Origin of the sequence: Burkholderia sp. EMB26, from assembly GCF_024730645.1 — a bacterium.
Lineage (GTDB): Bacteria > Pseudomonadota > Gammaproteobacteria > Burkholderiales > Burkholderiaceae > Burkholderia > Burkholderia cenocepacia.
In genome coordinates this window covers 1,583,573-1,602,201 of sequence record NZ_CP078070.1, presented here as the reverse complement: position 1 = coordinate 1,602,201, position 18,629 = coordinate 1,583,573, and the positions used below count along the sequence as shown (strand labels likewise).

Annotated in this window: 16 protein-coding genes; 6 read left to right on the top strand and 10 right to left on the bottom strand. The window is 70.1% G+C overall.

From position 1 onward, the window contains the following. Positions 1–21: 21 nt before the first annotated feature. The gene (locus tag KU887_RS07585) at positions 22–948 is read right to left on the bottom strand and encodes a sugar ABC transporter substrate-binding protein (protein WP_012492538.1); all 927 of its coding nucleotides are present in this window, start codon (positions 946–948) and stop codon (positions 22–24) included. Positions 949–1,265: 317 nt separating this feature from the next. Here KU887_RS07585 and iolC point away from each other — a divergent pair, with 317 nt between their 5' ends. From iolC to KU887_RS07560, 5 genes are all read left to right on the top strand, one after another. After that, on the top strand, positions 1,266–3,221 hold the full coding sequence (gene iolC, locus KU887_RS07580) for a 5-dehydro-2-deoxygluconokinase (RefSeq protein WP_034200678.1): 1,956 nt from the start codon (positions 1,266–1,268) through the stop codon (positions 3,219–3,221). Positions 3,222–3,267: 46 nt separating this feature from the next. After that, entirely contained in the window at positions 3,268–5,151 is a 1,884-nt protein-coding gene (iolD, locus tag KU887_RS07575) for a 3D-(3,5/4)-trihydroxycyclohexane-1,2-dione acylhydrolase (decyclizing) (protein ID WP_258255397.1), read from the top strand. A 59-nt stretch (positions 5,152–5,210) separates the two neighbouring features. After that, positions 5,211–6,140, top strand: coding sequence for a myo-inosose-2 dehydratase (iolE, locus tag KU887_RS07570; protein WP_258255396.1), 930 nt, complete (start codon positions 5,211–5,213; stop codon positions 6,138–6,140). A gap of 56 nt (positions 6,141–6,196) precedes the next feature. Further along, positions 6,197–7,015: a 5-deoxy-glucuronate isomerase gene (gene iolB, locus KU887_RS07565; protein ID WP_048986430.1), complete on the top strand. Its 819-nt coding sequence runs from the start codon at positions 6,197–6,199 to the stop codon at positions 7,013–7,015. A gap of 122 nt (positions 7,016–7,137) precedes the next feature. Continuing rightward, complete coding sequence (locus KU887_RS07560) at positions 7,138–7,632, top strand: heme-degrading domain-containing protein (protein WP_006497766.1); 495 nt, start codon at positions 7,138–7,140, stop codon at positions 7,630–7,632. A gap of 46 nt (positions 7,633–7,678) precedes the next feature. On the opposite strand, the gene KU887_RS07555 is transcribed toward KU887_RS07560, so the two are convergent. From KU887_RS07555 to KU887_RS07520, 8 genes are all read right to left on the bottom strand, one after another. Then, on the bottom strand, positions 7,679–8,425 hold the full coding sequence (locus KU887_RS07555; protein WP_006481604.1) for an SDR family NAD(P)-dependent oxidoreductase: 747 nt from the start codon (positions 8,423–8,425) through the stop codon (positions 7,679–7,681). A 193-nt stretch (positions 8,426–8,618) separates the two neighbouring features. After that, complete coding sequence (locus tag KU887_RS07550; protein WP_258255395.1) at positions 8,619–9,323, bottom strand: ABC transporter ATP-binding protein; 705 nt, start codon at positions 9,321–9,323, stop codon at positions 8,619–8,621. Continuing rightward, positions 9,320–10,072, bottom strand: a complete 753-nt coding sequence (locus KU887_RS07545) for an ABC transporter ATP-binding protein (protein ID WP_058901375.1) — start codon at positions 10,070–10,072, stop codon at positions 9,320–9,322. The genes KU887_RS07550 and KU887_RS07545 overlap by 4 nt, the downstream gene beginning before the upstream one ends. Continuing rightward, positions 10,069–11,298 (bottom strand): branched-chain amino acid ABC transporter permease, encoded by a 1,230-nt coding sequence (locus KU887_RS07540; protein ID WP_212136908.1) that lies wholly within the window; start codon positions 11,296–11,298, stop codon positions 10,069–10,071. The genes KU887_RS07545 and KU887_RS07540 overlap by 4 nt, the downstream gene beginning before the upstream one ends. After that, positions 11,291–12,226 (bottom strand): branched-chain amino acid ABC transporter permease, encoded by a 936-nt coding sequence (locus KU887_RS07535; RefSeq protein ID WP_258255394.1) that lies wholly within the window; start codon positions 12,224–12,226, stop codon positions 11,291–11,293. Before KU887_RS07535 ends, KU887_RS07540 begins: the two co-directional genes overlap by 8 nt. A gap of 9 nt (positions 12,227–12,235) precedes the next feature. After that, positions 12,236–12,673, bottom strand: a complete 438-nt coding sequence (locus KU887_RS07530; RefSeq protein ID WP_125333202.1) for a thioesterase family protein — start codon at positions 12,671–12,673, stop codon at positions 12,236–12,238. A gap of 163 nt (positions 12,674–12,836) precedes the next feature. Further along, positions 12,837–13,373, bottom strand: a complete 537-nt coding sequence (locus KU887_RS07525) for an NUDIX domain-containing protein (protein ID WP_006494058.1) — start codon at positions 13,371–13,373, stop codon at positions 12,837–12,839. 112 nt (positions 13,374–13,485) lie between these two features. Further along, complete coding sequence (locus KU887_RS07520; protein WP_258255393.1) at positions 13,486–14,757, bottom strand: YbfB/YjiJ family MFS transporter; 1,272 nt, start codon at positions 14,755–14,757, stop codon at positions 13,486–13,488. A 125-nt stretch (positions 14,758–14,882) separates the two neighbouring features. On the opposite strand from KU887_RS07520, the gene KU887_RS07515 reads away from it, so the two are divergent. Beyond that, positions 14,883–15,797, top strand: a complete 915-nt coding sequence (locus tag KU887_RS07515) for a LysR family transcriptional regulator (protein WP_006489674.1) — start codon at positions 14,883–14,885, stop codon at positions 15,795–15,797. Positions 15,798–15,937: 140 nt separating this feature from the next. Here KU887_RS07515 and alaS read toward each other — a convergent pair whose 3' ends face one another. Beyond that, positions 15,938–18,562, bottom strand: coding sequence for an alanine--tRNA ligase (gene alaS, locus KU887_RS07510; protein ID WP_205671972.1), 2,625 nt, complete (start codon positions 18,560–18,562; stop codon positions 15,938–15,940). Positions 18,563–18,629 lie beyond the last annotated feature (67 nt).

Sequence of the window (18,629 nt, the reverse complement as noted above, 5' to 3'; positions counted from 1 at the left end):
GCAGTTCAACGGAAAAACCGGTCAGTGCTTCGCGTACTGGTTCATGTTGTCGGGCGTCACGAGCTCGAACGGCACGTTCACGTAGCGATCGACGGGCTGCTTCTTCGCGAGCTTGAGCGCCGCGGCCACCGCCTGCGCGCCCTGCCCGGTCGCGTTCTGGTACACCGACACCTTCAGCTCGCCGGCCTTCATCGCGGCAAGCCCGTCCGGCGTCGCGTCGATGCCGGCGACGACGGTCTTCGGCGTGAGCTTGCGCGCGGCCTTCAGCGCGTTGATCGCGCCGATCGCCATTTCGTCGTTGTTCGACACGATCGCGTCGAACTTGGTCCCGGAGCTCAGCCAGTTCATCGTGATGTCCTGGCCCTGCGTGCGGCTCCACTTGCCTTCGCGCTTGTCGACGATCTTCATGCCCGCGCAATCCTTCGTCGCGATCACGTCCTCGATGTCCTTGGTGCGGGCGCGCGCCGATTCGTTGGACAGCTCGCCCATCAGCACGAGGATGTCGCCCTTGCCGCCGAGCAGCTTGCACACCTGGCGCGCCTGCAGCGTGCCCGACTGCTTTTCGTCGGAGGCGACGACCGCGACGCCGGCCGGCAGCTTGTCGAAATCGACCGGCTTGCGGTTCACGTAGACGAGCGGGATCTTCGCGGCGGTCACCATCTTCGTGATCTTCGGCGTCGCGTCGGTATCGACCGCGTTCACGATGATCGCGTCGACCTTCTGCGCGATCATGTTCTGGACCTGGCTCAACTGCTTGCCGACGTCGTTGCCGCCGTCCTCGATCTGCACCGTCGCGCCGTCCTTCTTCGCCGAATCGGCGATGCTGTTGCGCAGGATGGTCAGGAATGTGTCGTCGAACGATGCCATCGTCACGCCGATCTTCTCGGCATGCGCGAGCGGCGCAGCCAGGATCGCGGCGGCCGCGACGGCCATCAGCTTGGTCTTCATGATCAATCTGTCTCCTCATCTCCGGGGGGCGGAAGACGGCGCGTTGCGCGCCGCCGGGCCGAGTCCGATCGGGTCCGATCGGGACTGAAGCATCCGGATGAAACTGTAGATCACTTCCTCGAAAATTTGGAAATTTATTTCTACGTGATTTCACCTAGGGAACTGGATTTCCAAAAAGTCTAGACTCCGTTCCGTAGCCCGAATCCCGGCGACAGGCAGCCTCGCGTCGTGCAGCACCTGCTGCGGACAGCCGTCGCCGGATCGGTCCCCTAATCTGCCGGCAGCGCCGAACGCCGGCCGCGAGCGTGACACGTGATATGAGCCTGCTGAACTTTCCGAGTGACCGCCCCATCGATCTCGCCTGCCTCGGCCGCGTGGCCGTGGATCTCTATGCGCAGCAGTACGGCAGCCGCCTCGAGGACGCGCGCAGCTTCCAGATGTATCTCGGCGGCTCGTCGGGCAACGTCGCGTTCGGCGTCGCGCGGCTCGGGCTGAAGACCGCGATGATTTCGCGCGTCGGCGACGAGCAGATGGGCCGCTTCCTGCGCGAGACGCTCGAGCGCGAAGGCTGCGACACGAGCCAGTTGCAGACCGACCGCGAGCGCCTCACCGCGCTGGTGCTGCTCGGGCTGAAGGATCGCGATACGTTTCCGCTGCTGTTCGTGCGCGAGAACTGCGCGGACATGGCCGTGCGCGCCGACGAGATCCGCGAGGACTTCATCGCCGGTTGCCGCGCGCTCGCGATCACCGGCACGCATCTGTCGACGCCGGGTACGCGCGAGGCGTCGCTGACCGCGTTGACGTATGCGCGTAGCCACGGCACGGTGCGCATCCTCGACATCGACTACCGGCCGGTGCTGTGGGGACTGACCGCGCGCGGCGCCGGCGAAAACCGCTACGTACCCGACGCGCAGGTGACGCGGCAGTTGCAGCAGGTGCTCGGCGAATTCGACCTGCTGGTCGGCACGGAGGAAGAATTCCTGATCGCGGGCGGCGTGCCGCACGACCTGATCGGGTCGTTGCAGGCGGTGCGCGCGATCACGAACGCGACGCTGGTCGTCAAGCGCGGTGCGCTCGGCTGTTGCGTGATCGAAGGCGACATTCCGGCCAGCATCGACGCTGCGCCGACCTTTCTCGGCGAGCGCGTCGAGGTGCTCAACGTGCTCGGCGCGGGCGACGCATTCCTGTCGGGCCTGCTGTCGGGGCTGCTGCGCGGGCGCGACTGGGCCGAATCGACGCGCATCGCGAACGCGTGCGGCGCGATCGTCGTGTCGCGCCACGCATGCTCGGCCGCGATGCCGACGCCGGCCGAACTCGCGCACTGGTTCGACGGCAGCCGCAATCCGGTAGTCGATGCCGACCGCACGCTCGCGCACCTGCATCGCGTGACGGTGCCGCGCCGCGACTGGGACGACCTGTGCGTGATGGCGTTCGACCATCGCAGCCAGTTCTACGAGCTCGCGGTGCAGGCCGGCGCGGACGAAGCGCGGATCAAGACGCTGAAGCGCCTGCTCGTGCGCGCGGTCGAACAGGTCGAGCGCGATCGCGGCATCGCCGGCCACGTCGGCGTGCTGATCGACGGCGGCGCGTACGGTAGCGACGCGCTCGCGTCGGCCACCGGGCGCGGCTGGTGGGTCGGCCGTCCGGTCGAGCTGCCGGGCTCGCGCCCGCTGCGGTTCGACGACACGCGCTCGGTCGGCTCGTCGCTCACGCACTGGCCGACCGAACAGGTCGTGAAGTGCCTGGTTCACTATCACCCCGACGACCCCGTCGACCTGCGCGTCGAGCAGGAGCAGCGCGTGCTGGAACTGTGGGAAGCCACGCGTGCGAGCGGCAACGAGCTGCTGCTGGAGATGATTCCGCCGCGCGCGGTCACGCCGGCCGGCACCGAGGACGACGCGGTGCTGCGCACCGTCGCGCGCTTCTACAACCTCGGCGTGAAACCCGAATGGTGGAAGCTCACGCCGCTCACCGCCGACGGCTGGACGCGGCTCGCCGCGCTGATCGCCGAGCGCGACCCGCATTGCCGCGGCGCGGTGATCCTCGGGCTGAACCAGCCGCTGCAATACCTCGTCGACAGCTTCCGCTCGGCGACCAACCCGATCGTCAAGGGCTTCATGGTCGGCCGCACGCTGTGGGCCGATGCGTCGCTGAACTGGTTCGCGGGCCGGATCGACGATCAGGCGCTGATCGACGAAGTGGCCGGCAATTTCGCACAACTGGTCGACGCGTGGCTCGGCCGCCGGGCCGCCGCCCGCGCCGCCGCGGCCTGATGCCTCCGTTCGTGACGACCACCCGACTTCTCTCTATCGACCGACGATGACCACCACCGTAAGACTGACCGTCAGCCAGGCGCTCGTGCGCTACCTGGCCGCCCTGCGCGCCGAAGTCGTCCAGCCCGACGGCCGCACCGAGATCCTGCCGTACTGCGGCGGCGTATTCGCGATCTTCGGCCACGGCAACGTGGCCGGGCTCGGCGAAGCGCTGCACACGGAGAAGGATCGGCTGCCGACGTTTCGCGCGCACAACGAACAAGGAATGGCCAACGCGGCCGTCGCGTTCGCGAAGGCGAATTTCCGCCAGCGGATGATGGCCGCGACGTCGAGCATCGGCCCCGGCGCGACCAACATGCTGACCTCGGCCGCGCTCGCGCACGTCGGCCGCCTGCCGCTGCTGCTGCTGCCCGGCGACGTGTTCGTGTCGCGGCTGCCCGACCCCGTGTTGCAGCAGGTCGAGGATTTCGAACAGGGCGACGTCAGCGCGAACGACTGCTTCCGGCCCGTGACGCGCTACTTCGACCGCATCACGTCGCCCGAGCAACTGCTCGTCGCGCTGCCGCGCGCGATCCAGGTGATGACCGATCCCGCGCAGTGCGGCCCCGTCTGTCTCGCGCTGCCGCAGGACGTGCAGACCTTCGCGTACGACTGGCCCGAGGCGTTCTTCGCGCCGCCGCTGATCCGGATGCGCCGCCCGCCGGCCGACGCGCTCGAGCTCGCCGATGCGCTCGACGTGCTGAAGGCCGCGAAGAAGCCGCTGATCGTCGCCGGCGGCGGCGTGCTGTACAGCCAGGCGTGGGACGCGCTGCGCGCGTTCGCCGACACGCATGGCGTACCGGTCGCCGAATCGCAGGCCGGCAAGGGCAGCCTCGCGTGGGATCACCCGCTGAACCTCGGCTCGATCGGCGTGACGGGCTCGCCCGCCGCGAACCGCGCGGCCGCGCAGGCCGACGTCGTGTTCGCGGTCGGCACGCGGCTGCAGGATTTCACGACCGGTTCGCACGCGCTCTACGGCGACGCGACGCTGCTGAGCCTGAACGTGCAGCCGTTCGACGCGGGCAAGAAACGCGGCCGGCAACTGGTGGCCGATGCGCGCACGGGCCTCGGCCAATTGTCGGCCGCGCTGGCCGGCTGGCGCGCCGACCCGGCGTGGACCGCCGCGAGCCGCGACCAGGCCGCCGCGTGGAACGCGCGCGTGACGGAGCTGACCACGCGGATTCCGACGGACACGCTGCCGTACGACGCGGAAGTGATCGGCGCGGTGCGCGACTCCGCGGCCGACGCGGGCCTCGACAGCGCGCGCGACGATCTCGTCGTGTGCGCGGCCGGCACGCTGCCGGCGGAGTTGCACAAGCTGTGGCGCAGCGGCGTGCCGGGCAACTACCACATGGATTACGCGTATTCGTGCATGGGCTACGAAGTCGCGGGCGGCCTCGGCGCGAAGCTCGCGCGGCCCGAGCGCGAAGTGATCGTGATCGTCGGCGACGGCTCGTACATGATGCTCAACGCCGAACTCGCGACCTCCGTGATGCTCGGCCGCAAGCTGATCGTCGTGATCCTCGACAACCGCGGCTACGGCTGCATCGAGCGGCTGCAACTGAATTGCGGCGGCGCGAGCTTCAACAACATGCTCGACGACTGCGTGCCCGAAGGCGGCGAACGCTCGACGATCGACTTCGCGATGCACGCGCGCGCGATGGGCGCCGAAGCCGTGCACGTGCGCGACATCGGCGAATTGCGCGACGAAATGAAACGCGCCCGCGCGGCGAAGAAGAGCCAGGTGCTCGTGATCGACACCACGCACCGTCGCACGACCGACGACGGCGGCGCATGGTGGGAAGTCGCGGTGCCGCAGGTGTCCGAACGCGCGGGCGTCGTGGACGCACACCGCGCGTATCTCGACGCGAAAACCCGCCAGCGACGCTGAGCCGCCCCCTTTCCATCGGCCGCGCCGAGACAACAACATTCGAATCAAGGAAGCACGTCATGAGCTGGAACGTCCGCATCGGTATCAACCCCCTGTCGTGGATGAACGACGACCTGCCGTCGCTCGGCGGCGAGACGCCGCTCGAAACGGCGCTGAAGGAAGGCGCCGAAATCGGCTATGCGGGCTTCGAGCTCGGCAACAAGTTTCCGAAGACCGGCCCCGAACTGAAGGCGAAACTCGCCGAATTCGGGCTCGTATGCGTGTCGGGCTGGTATTCGGGCTTCCTCGCGGAGCTCGCGCCGGGCATGACCGACGCCGATGCGGTCGCCGCCGAAATCGAGCGCTGCCGCGCGCACATGACGAAGCTGCAGTACAACGACGTGACGGTGGTCGTGTACGGCGAGTGCGCGGGCACGATCCAGGGCAGCATCGACACGCCGGTCGCGAAGCGGCCGCGTTTCGTCGACGACGCAGCGTGGCGGCGCTATGCCGCGCGCCTCGATGCGTTCGGCGCGCACCTGCTCGACACGTACGGGATCCGGCTTGCCTACCATCACCACATGGGCGCGTACGTCGAATCGCCGGACGACGTCGACCGGTTGATGGCGCTGACCGATCCGGCGAAGGTGTTCCTGCTGTTCGACACCGGCCACGCGTATTTCGGCGGCGCGGCCGACCCGGTCGCACTGCTGAAGAAGCACGTATCGCGCGTGGCGCACGTGCATTGCAAGGACGTGCGGCCGCAGGTGGTCAACCAGGCGCGCAACGACGGCTGGAGCTTCCTGAACGGCGTGATCAACGGCACCTTCACGGTGCCGGGCGACGGCGCGCTCGACTACGACGCGACGCTGCGCACGCTGAAGGACGCCGGCTACGAAGGCTGGCTCGTCGTCGAGGCCGAACAGGACCCGGCCGTCGCGCCGAGCTACGCGCATGCGAAGAAGGGCTACGAGTCGCTGCGCGCGATCGTCGACCGGTTGAGCGCGTGAGCCCGCACGAAGGCGCGTGAGCGCTCGAGCCCTACCCTATTGCGGAGACCCCTTTCATGACGATTTCTCCCCTGCTGGTCAAGGCATCCGCCGACCGCGAAATCTGCAACGTCACGCCCGAATCGGCCGGCTGGCAGCACGTCGGCTTTCGCGCGCTGCGCCTGAAGGCCGGCGACACCGAAACGCTCGACACCGGCACGCGCGAACTGTGCGTCGTGGTGCTCACGGGCACGGTGCGCGCGGACGTCGACGGCGCAACCTACGATGCGCTCGGCAAGCGCGACAGCGTGTTCGAGGACGTGTCGCCGGACGCGCTGTACGTGCCGGGCGGCAAGACCGTCACGCTGGTCGCGACGCGCGATGCGGAAGTCGCGCTGTGCACCGCGCCGTACGCGAGCGGCGACAAGCCGGTACGGCGCCTCGACGGCGAGCGGATGCGCCGCTCGGTACGCGGCCAGGGCACCAACACGCGCTATGTGTGCGACATCCTGATGGGCGACAATCCGGCCGCCGACCGGCTGCTGGTCGTCGAAGTCGTCACGCCGGCCAGCCATTCGAGCAGCTATCCGCCGCACAAGCACGACCGCGACGCGGCGCCCGACGAAACCTCGCTCGAGGAAACCTACTATCACCGGATCGATCCGCCGCAGGGTTTCGCGTTCCAGCGCGTGTACACCGACGACCGCAGTCTCGACGAGGCATGCGCGGTCGAGAACCACGACGTCGTGATGGTGCCGCGCGGTTACCACCCGGTCGTCGCGCCTCACGGCTACAACCTGTACTACCTGAACGTGATGGCGGGCCCCAGCCGCGCATGGGCGTTCAAGAACGATCCCGCGCACGAGTGGATGCTCGATGCGGCGCCGAAACGCTGAAGCGTTGAAGCGCTGAAGTGCCGAAACACCGAAGCACTGAACGAAACACGGGCCCGCGCGCGGCCCGTGACGATGCGACGCCCGGCGCGCGCGGACAGCGCCGGCAACGCTACGGAGCCGCCATGGTGACGCCCCCCTTTCGCCTCGAACCCCACGCCTTCGACGACGATGCGTCGAATCCGGCGCTGCCGCACTTCAACGCGGCCGCCGCGCGCCGCATGGGAGAAATCGCGGTCAACCTCGCGTCGCGACGCGGGCTGCCGATCGCGGTCAGCATCGTCGGCGAGCAGGCGCCGCTGTTCTACTGCGCGCTCGACGGCAGCGACGCGCACGACAGCGACGCGATCCGCCGCCGGCAGAACACAGTGCTGCGGTTCGGCCAGAGTTCGCTCGCGGTCGGCGCGCGCTTTCGGCGGGCCGGCTGGTCGCTGCGGTCGCAGGGCCTGTCGGACGACGACTACGCGCTCGACGGCGGCGGCGTGCCGTTGCGGATCGCCGGCGCCGGCATCGTCGGCGCGATGACGATCGCGGGGCTCGGCTCCGAAGCCGATCACGCGCTCGTCGTCGAATGTTTGCGGTGGCACGTCGGCGCGAATGCGCTGGCGATGAGCGCGTAGCGGCGCGAACGGCGCCCTCCCACCGTTCGCGCGGTACCGCGGACGATCAGTTCAACCCGCCGCTGACGACGAGGTGCTCGCCGGTCATCCAGCGCGCATCGTCCGACGCGAGGAACACGGCGACCGACGCGATGTCGTTCGGCTCGCCGAGGCGGCCGAGCGGCGTCTGGCCGAGCACCTGCGCTTCCAGATCGGAGCCGATGATGCCCGCGCTGTGCGTGCCCTCGGTCACGATCATCCCCGGGTTGATCGCGTTCACGCGGATCTTGCGCGGGCCGAGTTCGAGCGCGAGCACGCCGGTGATCGCGTCGACCGCGCCCTTCGTGCCGCTGTACACGGCGCTGGCCGGCGGCGTGATGCTGGTCACGACCGAACTGATGTTGATGATGCTCGCGCCTTCGCCGAGATGCTTGACGGCCGCCTGCGTGGTCAGCAGCACGCCGAACACGTTCGTGTCGAACTGCCGGCGATAGTGTTCCTCGGTGATCGCTTCGATCGGCGCGAATTCGTACACGCCCGAATTGTTGACGAGCACGTCGAGACGGCCATACGTTTCGATCGCCGTATCGACGATGCGTTGCGCGTCGGCGGCCTTCGACACGTCGCCGCCGACCGCGACCGCGCGGCCGCCCGCTTCGGTGATCGCGCTGACGACCGCGTCCGCGCCTGCCTTGCTGCTCGCGTAGTTGACGACGACCGCCGCGCCTTCGTCGGCCAGTGCCTTCGCGATTGCCGCGCCGATGCCCTTCGATGCGCCCGTGACGATCGCGACCTTGCCTGCCAGCTTGCTCATGATTTCATTCTCCAGTCCGAAGACGTTCGATGGATGGTGCCGGTTGCCGCAGCGAGGCGGTGATGCGTCGTTGCATCGTTGCGTCGTGATGGCGACCGGCCTGACTGGCAATGTACTTGTGCGGCACCGCAGCGATAAAGCGGCTTGAAGCGAATTGACTGGCGGAGTTTGCCGAACAATCGATCGGGCGTCGTCAGCCGGCGCTCAGCCATGCGCGGGCGACTTCGCCGCCCAGCCCGTCGAGCGCGCCGTCGTAGACGATCCGTCCCCGCCCCATCACCGCCACGCGCCGCGCGAGCCGCGGCGCGAGCTGCAACCGCTGCTCGATCAGCACGATCGCGACGCCGTCGGCCTGCAGCGCGGCAAGGCACGCGCCGACTTCGTCGACCGCGAGCGGCGCGAGCCCTTCGGCCGGCTCGTCGACGATCAGCACGCGCGGGCGGCCGGCGAGCGCGCGCACCAGCGCGAGCACCTGCTGCTCGCCGCCCGACAGCCGCCCCGCCTTCACGTCCGCGCGTGCGGCCAGCAGCGGAAACCGGTCGAGCAGGCCGTCGAGCGCTGCGCGTTCGGCCGTGCCGCGCGCGCCGCGCAAACCGAGCCGCAGGTTGTCGCGCACGGTCAGCAGCGGGAACACGTCGCGGCTTTCAGCCACGTAAGCGACGCCGCGCCGCGCGATTTCGAACGTGCGCGCGCCCGTGCATTCGGCGCCGGCGATGCGCACCGAACCGGCCGTGCGTACGAGCCCCATCACGGCCTTCGCGAGCGTCGAACGCCCCGATCCGTTGCGACCGAGCAGCGCGAGCGTCTCGCCCGGCGCGAGCGCGAGATCGACGCCGTCGAGCACGGGCTGCACCCCGTACCACGCGCGCAGCCCGCGAATGTCGAGCACGGCGCTCATGTCGCGCCCTCGCCCAGGTACGCGGCCCGCACGCGCGAATCGGCGCGGATCGCGTCGGGCGCGCCGGTCGCGACCACCGCGCCGCGCACGAGCACCGTGATGCGTTCGGCGAACCCGAACACCGCGTCCATGTCGTGCTCGATCATCAGCACGGTGCGACCCTGCGTCGTCGCGCGGATCAGCGCGATCATCCGCGCCGCCTGCGCGCGGCTCATGCCGGCCGTCGGCTCGTCGAGCAGCAGCGTACGCGCGCCGCTTGCAAGCGCGATCCCGAGATCGAGCGCGCGCTGCTCCGCATAACTCAGTTCGCCGGCCGGCGTGTCGCGCCGCGCGTCGAGGCCGACGTCGTGCAGCACGCGCGCGGCCGCGAGATCGATCGACGCCGATTCGCGCAGCCGGTTCCACCAGCGCCGCCGTTCGGCCGGCGCATGCAGCGCCGCGCAGCGCAGATTGTCGAATACGGTCAGCCGCGCGAACGCGCTCGTCTGCTGGAAACTGCGGCCGATGCCGAGGCGGCTCGCGACGACCGGCCCGCGTCCGCGCAGCTCGACGCCGTGCAGCACGACACGCCCGCGCGTCGGCCGCGTCGCCCCGGCGATCACGCCGAACAGCGTCGACTTGCCTGCGCCGTTCGGCCCGATCAGCGCGTGACGCTCGCCGGCCGCGATGCTCAAATCCACACCGTCGAGCACCGTCTGCGCGCCGAAGCGCTGCACGACGCCGTGAAGCGCGATCGCGTTGCCGTTCATCGCGCGTCCTCCCGCGGAGTCGCTGCCGCGTCATGCGCGAGCCGCGCGCGCCAGCCCCACAGCAGTGTGCCGATGCCGGCCGCCGAGCATGCGACGGCCCAGCCGACCGGCGTATCGGCATCGATGCCCCACGCACCGAACGCGAGGCCCGTGCCGTCGTCCTGCGCGAACCGCCACGCATAGCCGAGCTCGGCCGCGCAGACGATCGCGACGCCCCAGAACGCGCACGCGCCGACGCCGCACAGCACGCGCCACCGCTCGGCCGCCGGCGCGCCGCGGCGCAGCGCATGCGCGAGCGTTTGCGCAATGCCGGCGATCCCGCCCGGCGCGGCCACGACGACCGCGACGAACAACACGCCGAGATACAGCGCCCACGCGCGCGACACGCCCGCGACGACGATACTCAGCGCGGTCAGCACGGCCGCGCCGACCGCGGGCCCGAAGAATGCGCCGGTGCCGCCGATCACCGCGGCGATCAGCACGGTCGCCGAGCGCGCCATCGACACGCTGTCGGGCGTCGCGATTTCGACGTCGATCAGCGTCAGCGTGCCGGCGATGCCGGCGAAGAACGATGCGCAGGTCACCATCGCGAGCCGCACGCGGCGCGGATCGGTGCCGAGCGCCGCGACGCGCGCCGGGTTGTCGCGCACCGCGTTCGCGAGCCGCGCGAGCGGCGTGCGCGTCAACGCATGCATCGCGCACGCCGACACGACGCACCACGCGGCGATCACCGCATACGCGTGCGCCGGCGCGCCGAAATAGCCGTTGCCCCACGACGCGCCGCTCGCCCGGTCGATCGGCACGCCGCCGAGGCCGCCGAACCACGCGGGCACGCTCCACGCGGCCGCCGCGACGCATTCGCCGAGCCCGAGCGTGATCATCGCGAACGCGGTGCCGGAGCGGCGCGTCGCCAGCAGCCCGGCGACGAGCCCGAAGCCCGCGCCGGCCGCGCCGCCGACGAGCGGCAACAGCGGCAGCGGGCCGCCGACGTGATTGAACCAGTGGGCGGCCGCGAACGCGCCGAGGCCCGCGAACGCCGCATGCCCGAACGACAGCAGCCCGGTCGTGCCGAGCTGCAGGTTGTACGACAGCGCGAGCACGACGAGCGCGGCCGTCTGCGCGAGATAGCCGAGCACCGCGCCGTGCGGCCACAGCCACGCGGGCAGCGCGACGCACGCGGCGAACAGCGCCCAGCGCGCGGATCCGGCCAATGCGCGGCTATGCATCGACACGCTCGCCGAACAACCCGCGCGGTCGCGCGACCAGCACCGCGACGAGCAGCAGGTACGGCACCAGCGGCGCCAGTTGCGCGATCGACACGGCGGCGACGCTATCCGGTAGCGCGATGCCCGTCCATTGCACGAGGTCGCGCAGCGACGTGTCGCTCGCCGCCGCGAAGGTCTGCGCGAAACCGACCGCGAGCGACGCGACGAACGCGCCGCCGAGCGAGCCGAGCCCGCCGATCACGACCACCGCGAACACGACCGACCCGACGGTTTCGGCCAGCGCGGGCTCGATCACCGCGAGCGGCGCACCGATCACGCCGGCCAGCGCCGCGAGCGCGGTGCCCGCGCCGAACAGCGCCGTCATCACGCGCGGCACGTCGTAGCCGAGCGCCTCGACGGCCGCGCGATGCGTGAGCGCCGCGCGCACGACGAGCCCGATACGCGACGCACGCAGCAGCACGCCGAGCGCGACCAGCATCGTCGTGGACATCGCCATCATGAACAGCCGGTAGCGCGGCAACGCGAGACCGAACACGGTCACCGGCGCGCCGTCGAACAGCGGCGGCACGGGCGCCGGCAGCGGTGCGAGGCCCCACGCGAGTTTCGCGCCCTCGCCGATCAGGTACGCGAGACCGAAGGTCAGCAGCAGTTCGCTCGTATGGCCGCGCGCCTGCACACGGCGCAGCAGCGCGCGTTCGCAGCCGGCGCCGAACAGCCCGACCGCGAGCGGCGCGAGCACGAGCGCGGACCAGAAGCCCACCCAGGCCGCGATGCCGTAGCCGACGTACGCACCGAGCATGTAGAAGCTCGCATGCGCGAAGTTGAGCACGCCCTGCACGCTGAAGATCAGCGTGAGGCCGGCCGACAGCATGAACAGCAGCAAGCCGTAGCTGAGGCCGTTGAAGGCCTGGAGCGCGAACGCGTGCACCGCGTGGCGTCAGGCGGCGAGCGGTTCGAGCGCGGCGCGCAGCGCGTCGGGCAGCGGCATCGGACGGCGCGTGCCGCGATCGACGTACACGTGCACGAAGTGCCCCTGCGCGGCGGGTGACGCATCGCCCTGCGCGAACAGCCCGACTTCGTAGCGCACGCTCGACGTGCCGAGCTTCACGACGCGCAGCCCCGCGTCGACCGCTTGCGGGAACACGAGCGGCGCGAAGTAGTTGCACTGCGTCTCGACGACCAGCCCGATCGTCTGCCCGTGCTCGACGTCGAGCACGCCCGCGCGGATCAGGTACTCGTTCACGACGGTGTCGAAGTAGCTGTAGTAGACGACGTTGTTCACGTGCCCGTAAACGTCGTTGTCCATCCAGCGGGTCGTGATCGGCAGGAAGTGGCGATAGGCGTCGCGCGGACGCGGCTGTGGCTTGTCGGACATGGCGATGGCGGTCAGGACGATGGAAGCGAAGGGAACGAGGGAGATGACGGCGGCGAAGACGACGCGTGGCGGCCGCACGACGCGGCGCGCCGGCCGGCGACGAAGCGCCGCGTCGCGATCGCGCGCGCCGCGGCGGATGAAACCCTGCGGGCAGGCCGGCCCGTCACTGCCCCGGCCGGTCGACGAATTCGAAATCGAGGCCGCGCGCGCGCATCCAGTCGGCGAGCGCGACGCCCGTGCCGGCGCGCCACGGGCGCAGCAGCGGCGGATCGACGAGCTTGTACTCGAGCAGTTCCGGCGACAACGACACCGTGCCCGACGCCCGCACGTGGTACGCGATGATCAGTTCGTTCTTGCGGATGAATTCGTACACGCCGACGAGCGATACCTGCTCGGCCTTCAGCGCGGTTTCCTCGAACACCTCGCGGGCGATGCCGTCCTCGGGCGTCTCGCCGTTTTCGAGAAAGCCGGTGATCAGCGCGAACATCCCTTCGGGCCACGCCGCGTTGCGCGCGAGCAGGATCTTGCCGTCGAGTTCGACGATCGCGGCGACGACCGGCAGCGGGTTGTTCCAGTGCACGTAGCCGCACGACTCGTCGGGGCACGCCTGGCGAACGCGGCCGCCCTCATGGTCGGGATCGGCCCGCTCGGTGAGCGGGCTCGCGCAGCGCGGGCAAAAACGGTAGTCGGCGGTGGTCATCGATGAGAATCTGGCGGGCGCCGGACGGCCGCCTGCCGGCTGCCCGCGCACCCGCTCGGCGCGGGAAAGGCTTCATTCTAGCGAGTTTGCCCGCGCCCGAGACGATCCGGCCCTACCCGCGCCGGGATGATCGGCGCCCGCGCGCGGCGGTCGCCGCGAAGCCGGCGGCACCGATCAGCAGCGCGGCCACCGCGACCCACAGCGCAGGCGTAAACGACCCGAAGCGCGCGGCCAGCGGCGCCGCGACGAGCGGCCCGAGGATCTGCCCGACGCCATACGAGGCGGTCGCGTAACCCATCAGCCCGGCCGCGCGCTCGCCGTGCAGGCGCCGCGCCTCGCGCATCGCGAACAGCGTGATCGCGGTGAACGGCAGGCCGAGCAACGCGCTGCCGATCGAGAAGCCGGCCGCGTTCGGCCACACGATCCCGGCCGCGATGCCGAGCGCCTGCGTCGCGCAGCCGGCCGCCAGCAGCAGCCGGTTGTCCCAGTGGCCAGGTAGCCGCGCGGCGGTGATCGCGCCGACGATCAGCGCCGCGCCGAACATCGGCCAGAACAGGTCGGGCCACGGCGAACCGGCCGGCAGCGCGGCGCGCGCGATCACCGGCAGGAACGTCGCGGTGATGATGTAGCCGAAGCCCGGTGCGCCGTACAGCACGACGAGCCACGCGGCGTCCGCGCGACGGCTTCGCGGGGCGGCCCGCGCCGCCGGGGCGACCGGCACGCCGGTGGCCGCATGTGGCGCGGCAGCGGGCGACGTTGGCTGCGCGTGCGCCACGGCCGGCGCCGCACCGAACGTGCGCCAGATCGCGACCGACAGGACGGCCGACAACGCCGCGAAACCCAGCCAGCCCAGCGCCGCATGCCGGCCGGCCAGCGCACTGCCGATCAGCCCCGTCACCACGATGCCGACGCCCGGCCCCGCGTAGATCACCCCGCTCCATTCGGGCGCAGCCAGCTCGGCCAGACGCCGCAACCCCCATTGCGACATGAACACGAACGTCCATGCGCTGACGACGCCCGCGACGAAACGCACGACGAGCCACGCCGGCAGCCAGTGACCGATGCCCATCGCGGCGGTCAGCAGCACGGTCGCCGCGAGCCCGAAGCGCACCATCCGCGCCGGCGCGACGTGCAGCGCCGCGCAACTGACCGCGCCGACGAAGTAGCCCGCATAGTTTGCGGACGCAAGCCAGCCGCCGGCTTTCAGGTCGATCGAGCCGTCCGCGAGCATCAGCGGCAACAGCGGCGTGAACGCGAAACGGCCGACGCCGAGCACGACGGCGAGCCCGACCATGCAGGCGAGCGCGGCCGCGCGGGCGCGGCGGTCGGCCTGGTCGGACGAAGGCACGCGGGCGGCGGCGGGCGGAGCATCGAAGCGGGACATGGCGGCATGGGCCGGCGCTTCGCGCGCGCCAGCCGGATCGGAAATCGGAATGGGTCCATCCTAGCTTGACCAACCATTCTCGAAAAATGAATAATTAAGAATCGACTCATCCCTCGGAGAGAATCATGGACCTGGCGGCGCTGGCGATTTTCCGGGCGGTCGTGCGCGAGAACGGCGTGACGCGCGCGGCGGCCAAGCTCAATCGCGTGCAGTCGAACGTCACGACGCGCATCAAGCAGCTGGAGGAGGAACTCGGCGCGGCGCTGTTCGTGCGCGACGGCCGCCGGCTCGTGCTGACGCCGGCCGGGCAGACGCTGCTGCCGTATGCGGAGCGCCTGCTCGCGCTCGCCGACGAGGCGCGCGACGCGGTGCGCGAGGACACGCCGCGCGGGCGGCTGCGGCTCGGCACGATGGAAAGCACGGCCGCGAGCCGGCTGCCGACCATCCTCGCGCGCTATCACCACGCGTGGCCCGACGTGTCGCTCGAATTGCTGACGGGCACGACGGGCTGGCTGATCGACCGCGTGCGCGACTTCGAGGTCGACGCCGCGCTGTTCGCGCGCCCGCCCGAGCCGGACATGCTGCCCGACACGTTCGAGACCGTGCCGATCTTCCGCGAGGATCTCGTGCTGCTCACGCCGCGCGGCCATCCGCCGGTGCGCACGCCACGCGACGTGATCCTGCCGACACTGATCGCGTTCGAGCGCGGCTGCACGTATCGCAAGTACGTCGAGCAGTGGTACGCGGCGCACGGCGTGAAGCCGGCCCGCGTGCTCGAGCTCGGCTCGTATCACGCGATCGTCGCGTGCGTCGCGGCCGGCGCGGGCATCGCGGTCGCGCCGCGTTCGGTGCTCGATCTGCAGCCCGAGACCGGCAACATCGCCGCGCACAGGATTCCCGAACTCGAAGGGATCGACACGCTGCTCGCGTGGCGGCGGGGCTATGCGTCGGCGGCGCTCGCCGCGCTGCGCGATGCGCTCACCGACACCGCGCGGCAGCCCGGCGACGTGACGAAGCCGACGGTGACCGTACCGGCCTGACCCGTGCCCGCGCGTCGCCGCATCGATCGGCACGCCTCGACCGCACAAACGAAACGACCCGACCGGCGCCTGCCGATCGGGTCGTTTTTCGATTCACGCGATGCCGTCAGGGCGACGGCATCGCATCGGTCGTGCAACGATCAGAGCCGTTCTTCGACCCAGCCCTTCACGCCGGCCAGCGCGCCCGGCAGGTTCGCCGGCTCGGTGCCGCCTGCCTGCGCCATGTCCGGACGGCCGCCGCCCTTGCCGCCGACCTGCTGCGCGACGAAGTTCACGAGCTCGCCGGCCTTGACCTTCTTGCTCGCGTCCGGCGTGACGCCCGCGATCAGGCTGACCTTGCCGCCTTCGACGGCCGCCAGCACGATCGCCGCGCTCTTCAGCTTGTCCTTCAGCTTGTCGACCGTTTCGCGCAGCGTCTTCGCGTCGGCGCCGTCGAGCGTCGCGGCCAGCACGTACACGCCGCCGACTTCGACGGCCTGCTGCGCGAGCTCGTCGCCCTGGCTCGACGCGAGCTTCGACTTCAGCGCGCCCAGTTCCTTCTCGAGCGACTTCACCTGGTCCTGCACCTGCGCGATGCGCTGCGTGAGTTCCGACGGCTGCGCCTTCAGCGCCGCGGCCGCTTCGTTCACGCGTGCGTCGAGTTCCTGCACGTAGCGCACCGCGTTGTCGCCGGTGATCGCCTCGACCCGGCGGATGCCGGCCGCGACGCCGCCTTCGACGACGATCTTGAACAGGCCGATGTCGCCGGTGCGGTGCACGTGCGTGCCGCCGCACAGTTCGCGCGAGAAGCCGAGGTCGAGCACGCGCACTTCATCGCCGTACTTCTCGCCGAACAGCGCCATCGCGCCGCCCTTCACCGCTTCGTCGTACGGCATCACGCGCACGATGCCCGGCGCGTTCGCCAGGATCTCGTTGTTGACGATCTGCTCGACGCGACGGATTTCGTCGTCGGTCATCGGTGCGTTGTGCGCGAAGTCGAAGCGGGTCTTTTCCGCGTCGACGAGCGAACCCTTCTGCTGCACGTGTGCGCCGAGCACTTCGCGCAGCGCCTTGTGCATCAGGTGGGTGGCCGAGTGGTTGCGCTGCGTGCGCGCGCGGCGCTGCGCGTCGATTTCCGCGCGCAGCACGTCGCCGACCTTCAGCGTGCCCTGCTCCAGCGTGCCGTGATGGCCGATCACGTCGGCCTGCACCTTCAGCGTGTCGGCCACCGCGAAGCGCGTCGCGGCGTTCGCGAGCACGCCCTGGTCGCCGACCTGGCCGCCCGATTCCGCGTAGAACGGTGTGTGGTCGAGCACGACGACCGCATCCTGGCCGGCCTTCACTTCGTTGACGGCCGAGCCGTCGACGTACAGCGCGACGACCTTCGCGTCGTCGAACGCGATTTCCTCGTAACCGTGGAAGGTGGTCTTCGCGCCCGAGTATTCGAGGCCCTGCGTGGCCTTGAACTTGCCGGCCGCGCGCGCCTGCTCGCGCTGACGCGCCATCGCGTCGTCGAACGCCGGCTCGTCGACCGTCATCCCGCGCTCACGGCACACGTCGGCCGTCAGGTCCAGCGGGAAGCCGTAGGTATCGTGCAGCTTGAACGCGAGTTCGCCGTCGAGCACCTTGCCGCCCTTCGCGTCGACGTCGGCCAGCGCGGCCTCGAGGATCGACATGCCGTGCTCGATCGTCTCGAAGAAGCGCTCCTCTTCCTGGCGCAGCACGTCGGTCACACGCTGTTCGGCCTCCTTCAGCTCCGGATAGGCGGTGCCCATCTCGGCGACGAGGTCGGCCACCAGCTTGTGGAAGAACGCGCCCTTGCGGCCCAGCTTGTAGCCGTGGCGGATCGCGCGACGCACGATCCGGCGCAGCACGTAGCCGCGGCCTTCGTTGCCGGGAATCACGCCGTCGACGATCAGGAACGAGCACGCGCGGATGTGATCGGCGATCACCTTCAGCGAGTTGTTCGTGAGGTCGCTGATCTCGGTCACGCGCGCGGCGGCCTTGATCAGGTTCTGGAACAGGTCGATCTCGTAGTTGCTGTGCACGTGCTGCAGCACCGCGGCGAGACGCTCGAGGCCCATGCCGGTGTCGACCGACTGCTTCGGCAGGCGCGTCATGTTGCCCTGCGCGTCGCGGTTGAACTGCATGAACACGAGGTTCCAGATCTCGATGTAGCGGTCGCCGTCTTCCTCGGGCGACCCCGGCGGCCCGCCCCACACGTCCGGGCCGTGGTCGTAGAAGATCTCGGTACACGGACCGCACGGGCCGGTGTCGCCCATCGTCCAGAAGTTGTCCGATGCGTAGCGCGCGCCCTTGTTGTCGCCGATCCGGATGATCCGCTCGGTCGGCACGCCGACTTCCTTCGCCCAGATGTCGTATGCCTCGTCGTCTTCCTGGTAGACGGTGACCCACAGTTTTTCCTTCGGCAGCTGGTAGACCGTGGTCAGCAGCTCCCACGCGAACTTGATCGCGTCGTGCTTGAAGTAGTCGCCGAACGAGAAGTTGCCGAGCATCTCGAAGAACGTGTGGTGGCGCGCCGTGTAGCCGACGTTCTCGAGGTCGTTGTGCTTGCCGCCCGCGCGCACGCTGCGCTGCGCCGTCGTGGCGCGCGAGTACGGGCGCGGGTCCGTGCCGAGGAAGACGTCCTTGAACTGGACCATGCCCGAGTTCGTGAACATCAGCGTGGGGTCGTTACCGGGCACGAGGCTCGACGAGCGGACGATCGTGTGGCCCTTCGATTCGAAGAATTTGAGGAATTTCTCGCGGATTTCGGCAGCTTTCATGGCGTGCGGGGACAGTCTGGCAAAGACGGCTTCAAACGCCGGCGCCCCAGGCGGGGCGCGCGGCGGC

What these genes read in the sequence shown, in the direction of transcription:
- KU887_RS07550 (WP_258255395.1), bottom strand. Translation starts at nt 9,323, where the DNA reads ATGAGCGCCGTGCTCGACATTCGCGGGCTGCGCGCGTGGTACGGGGTG.
- KU887_RS07530 (WP_125333202.1), bottom strand. Translation starts at nt 12,673, where the DNA reads ATGTCCGACAAGCCACAGCCGCGTCCGCGCGACGCCTATCGCCACTTC.
- KU887_RS07560 (WP_006497766.1), top strand. Translation starts at nt 7,138, where the DNA reads ATGGTGACGCCCCCCTTTCGCCTCGAACCCCACGCCTTCGACGACGAT.
- KU887_RS07540 (WP_212136908.1), bottom strand. Translation starts at nt 11,298, where the DNA reads ATGCATAGCCGCGCATTGGCCGGATCCGCGCGCTGGGCGCTGTTCGCC.
- alaS (WP_205671972.1), bottom strand. Translation starts at nt 18,562, where the DNA reads ATGAAAGCTGCCGAAATCCGCGAGAAATTCCTCAAATTCTTCGAATCG.
- KU887_RS07515 (WP_006489674.1), top strand. Translation starts at nt 14,883, where the DNA reads ATGGACCTGGCGGCGCTGGCGATTTTCCGGGCGGTCGTGCGCGAGAAC.
- iolE (WP_258255396.1), top strand. Translation starts at nt 5,211, where the DNA reads ATGAGCTGGAACGTCCGCATCGGTATCAACCCCCTGTCGTGGATGAAC.
- KU887_RS07520 (WP_258255393.1), bottom strand. Translation starts at nt 14,757, where the DNA reads ATGTCCCGCTTCGATGCTCCGCCCGCCGCCGCCCGCGTGCCTTCGTCC.
- iolC (WP_034200678.1), top strand. Translation starts at nt 1,266, where the DNA reads ATGAGCCTGCTGAACTTTCCGAGTGACCGCCCCATCGATCTCGCCTGC.
- iolD (WP_258255397.1), top strand. Translation starts at nt 3,268, where the DNA reads ATGACCACCACCGTAAGACTGACCGTCAGCCAGGCGCTCGTGCGCTAC.
- KU887_RS07545 (WP_058901375.1), bottom strand. Translation starts at nt 10,072, where the DNA reads ATGAACGGCAACGCGATCGCGCTTCACGGCGTCGTGCAGCGCTTCGGC.
- KU887_RS07555 (WP_006481604.1), bottom strand. Translation starts at nt 8,425, where the DNA reads ATGAGCAAGCTGGCAGGCAAGGTCGCGATCGTCACGGGCGCATCGAAG.
- KU887_RS07525 (WP_006494058.1), bottom strand. Translation starts at nt 13,373, where the DNA reads ATGACCACCGCCGACTACCGTTTTTGCCCGCGCTGCGCGAGCCCGCTC.
- iolB (WP_048986430.1), top strand. Translation starts at nt 6,197, where the DNA reads ATGACGATTTCTCCCCTGCTGGTCAAGGCATCCGCCGACCGCGAAATC.
- KU887_RS07585 (WP_012492538.1), bottom strand. Translation starts at nt 948, where the DNA reads ATGAAGACCAAGCTGATGGCCGTCGCGGCCGCCGCGATCCTGGCTGCG.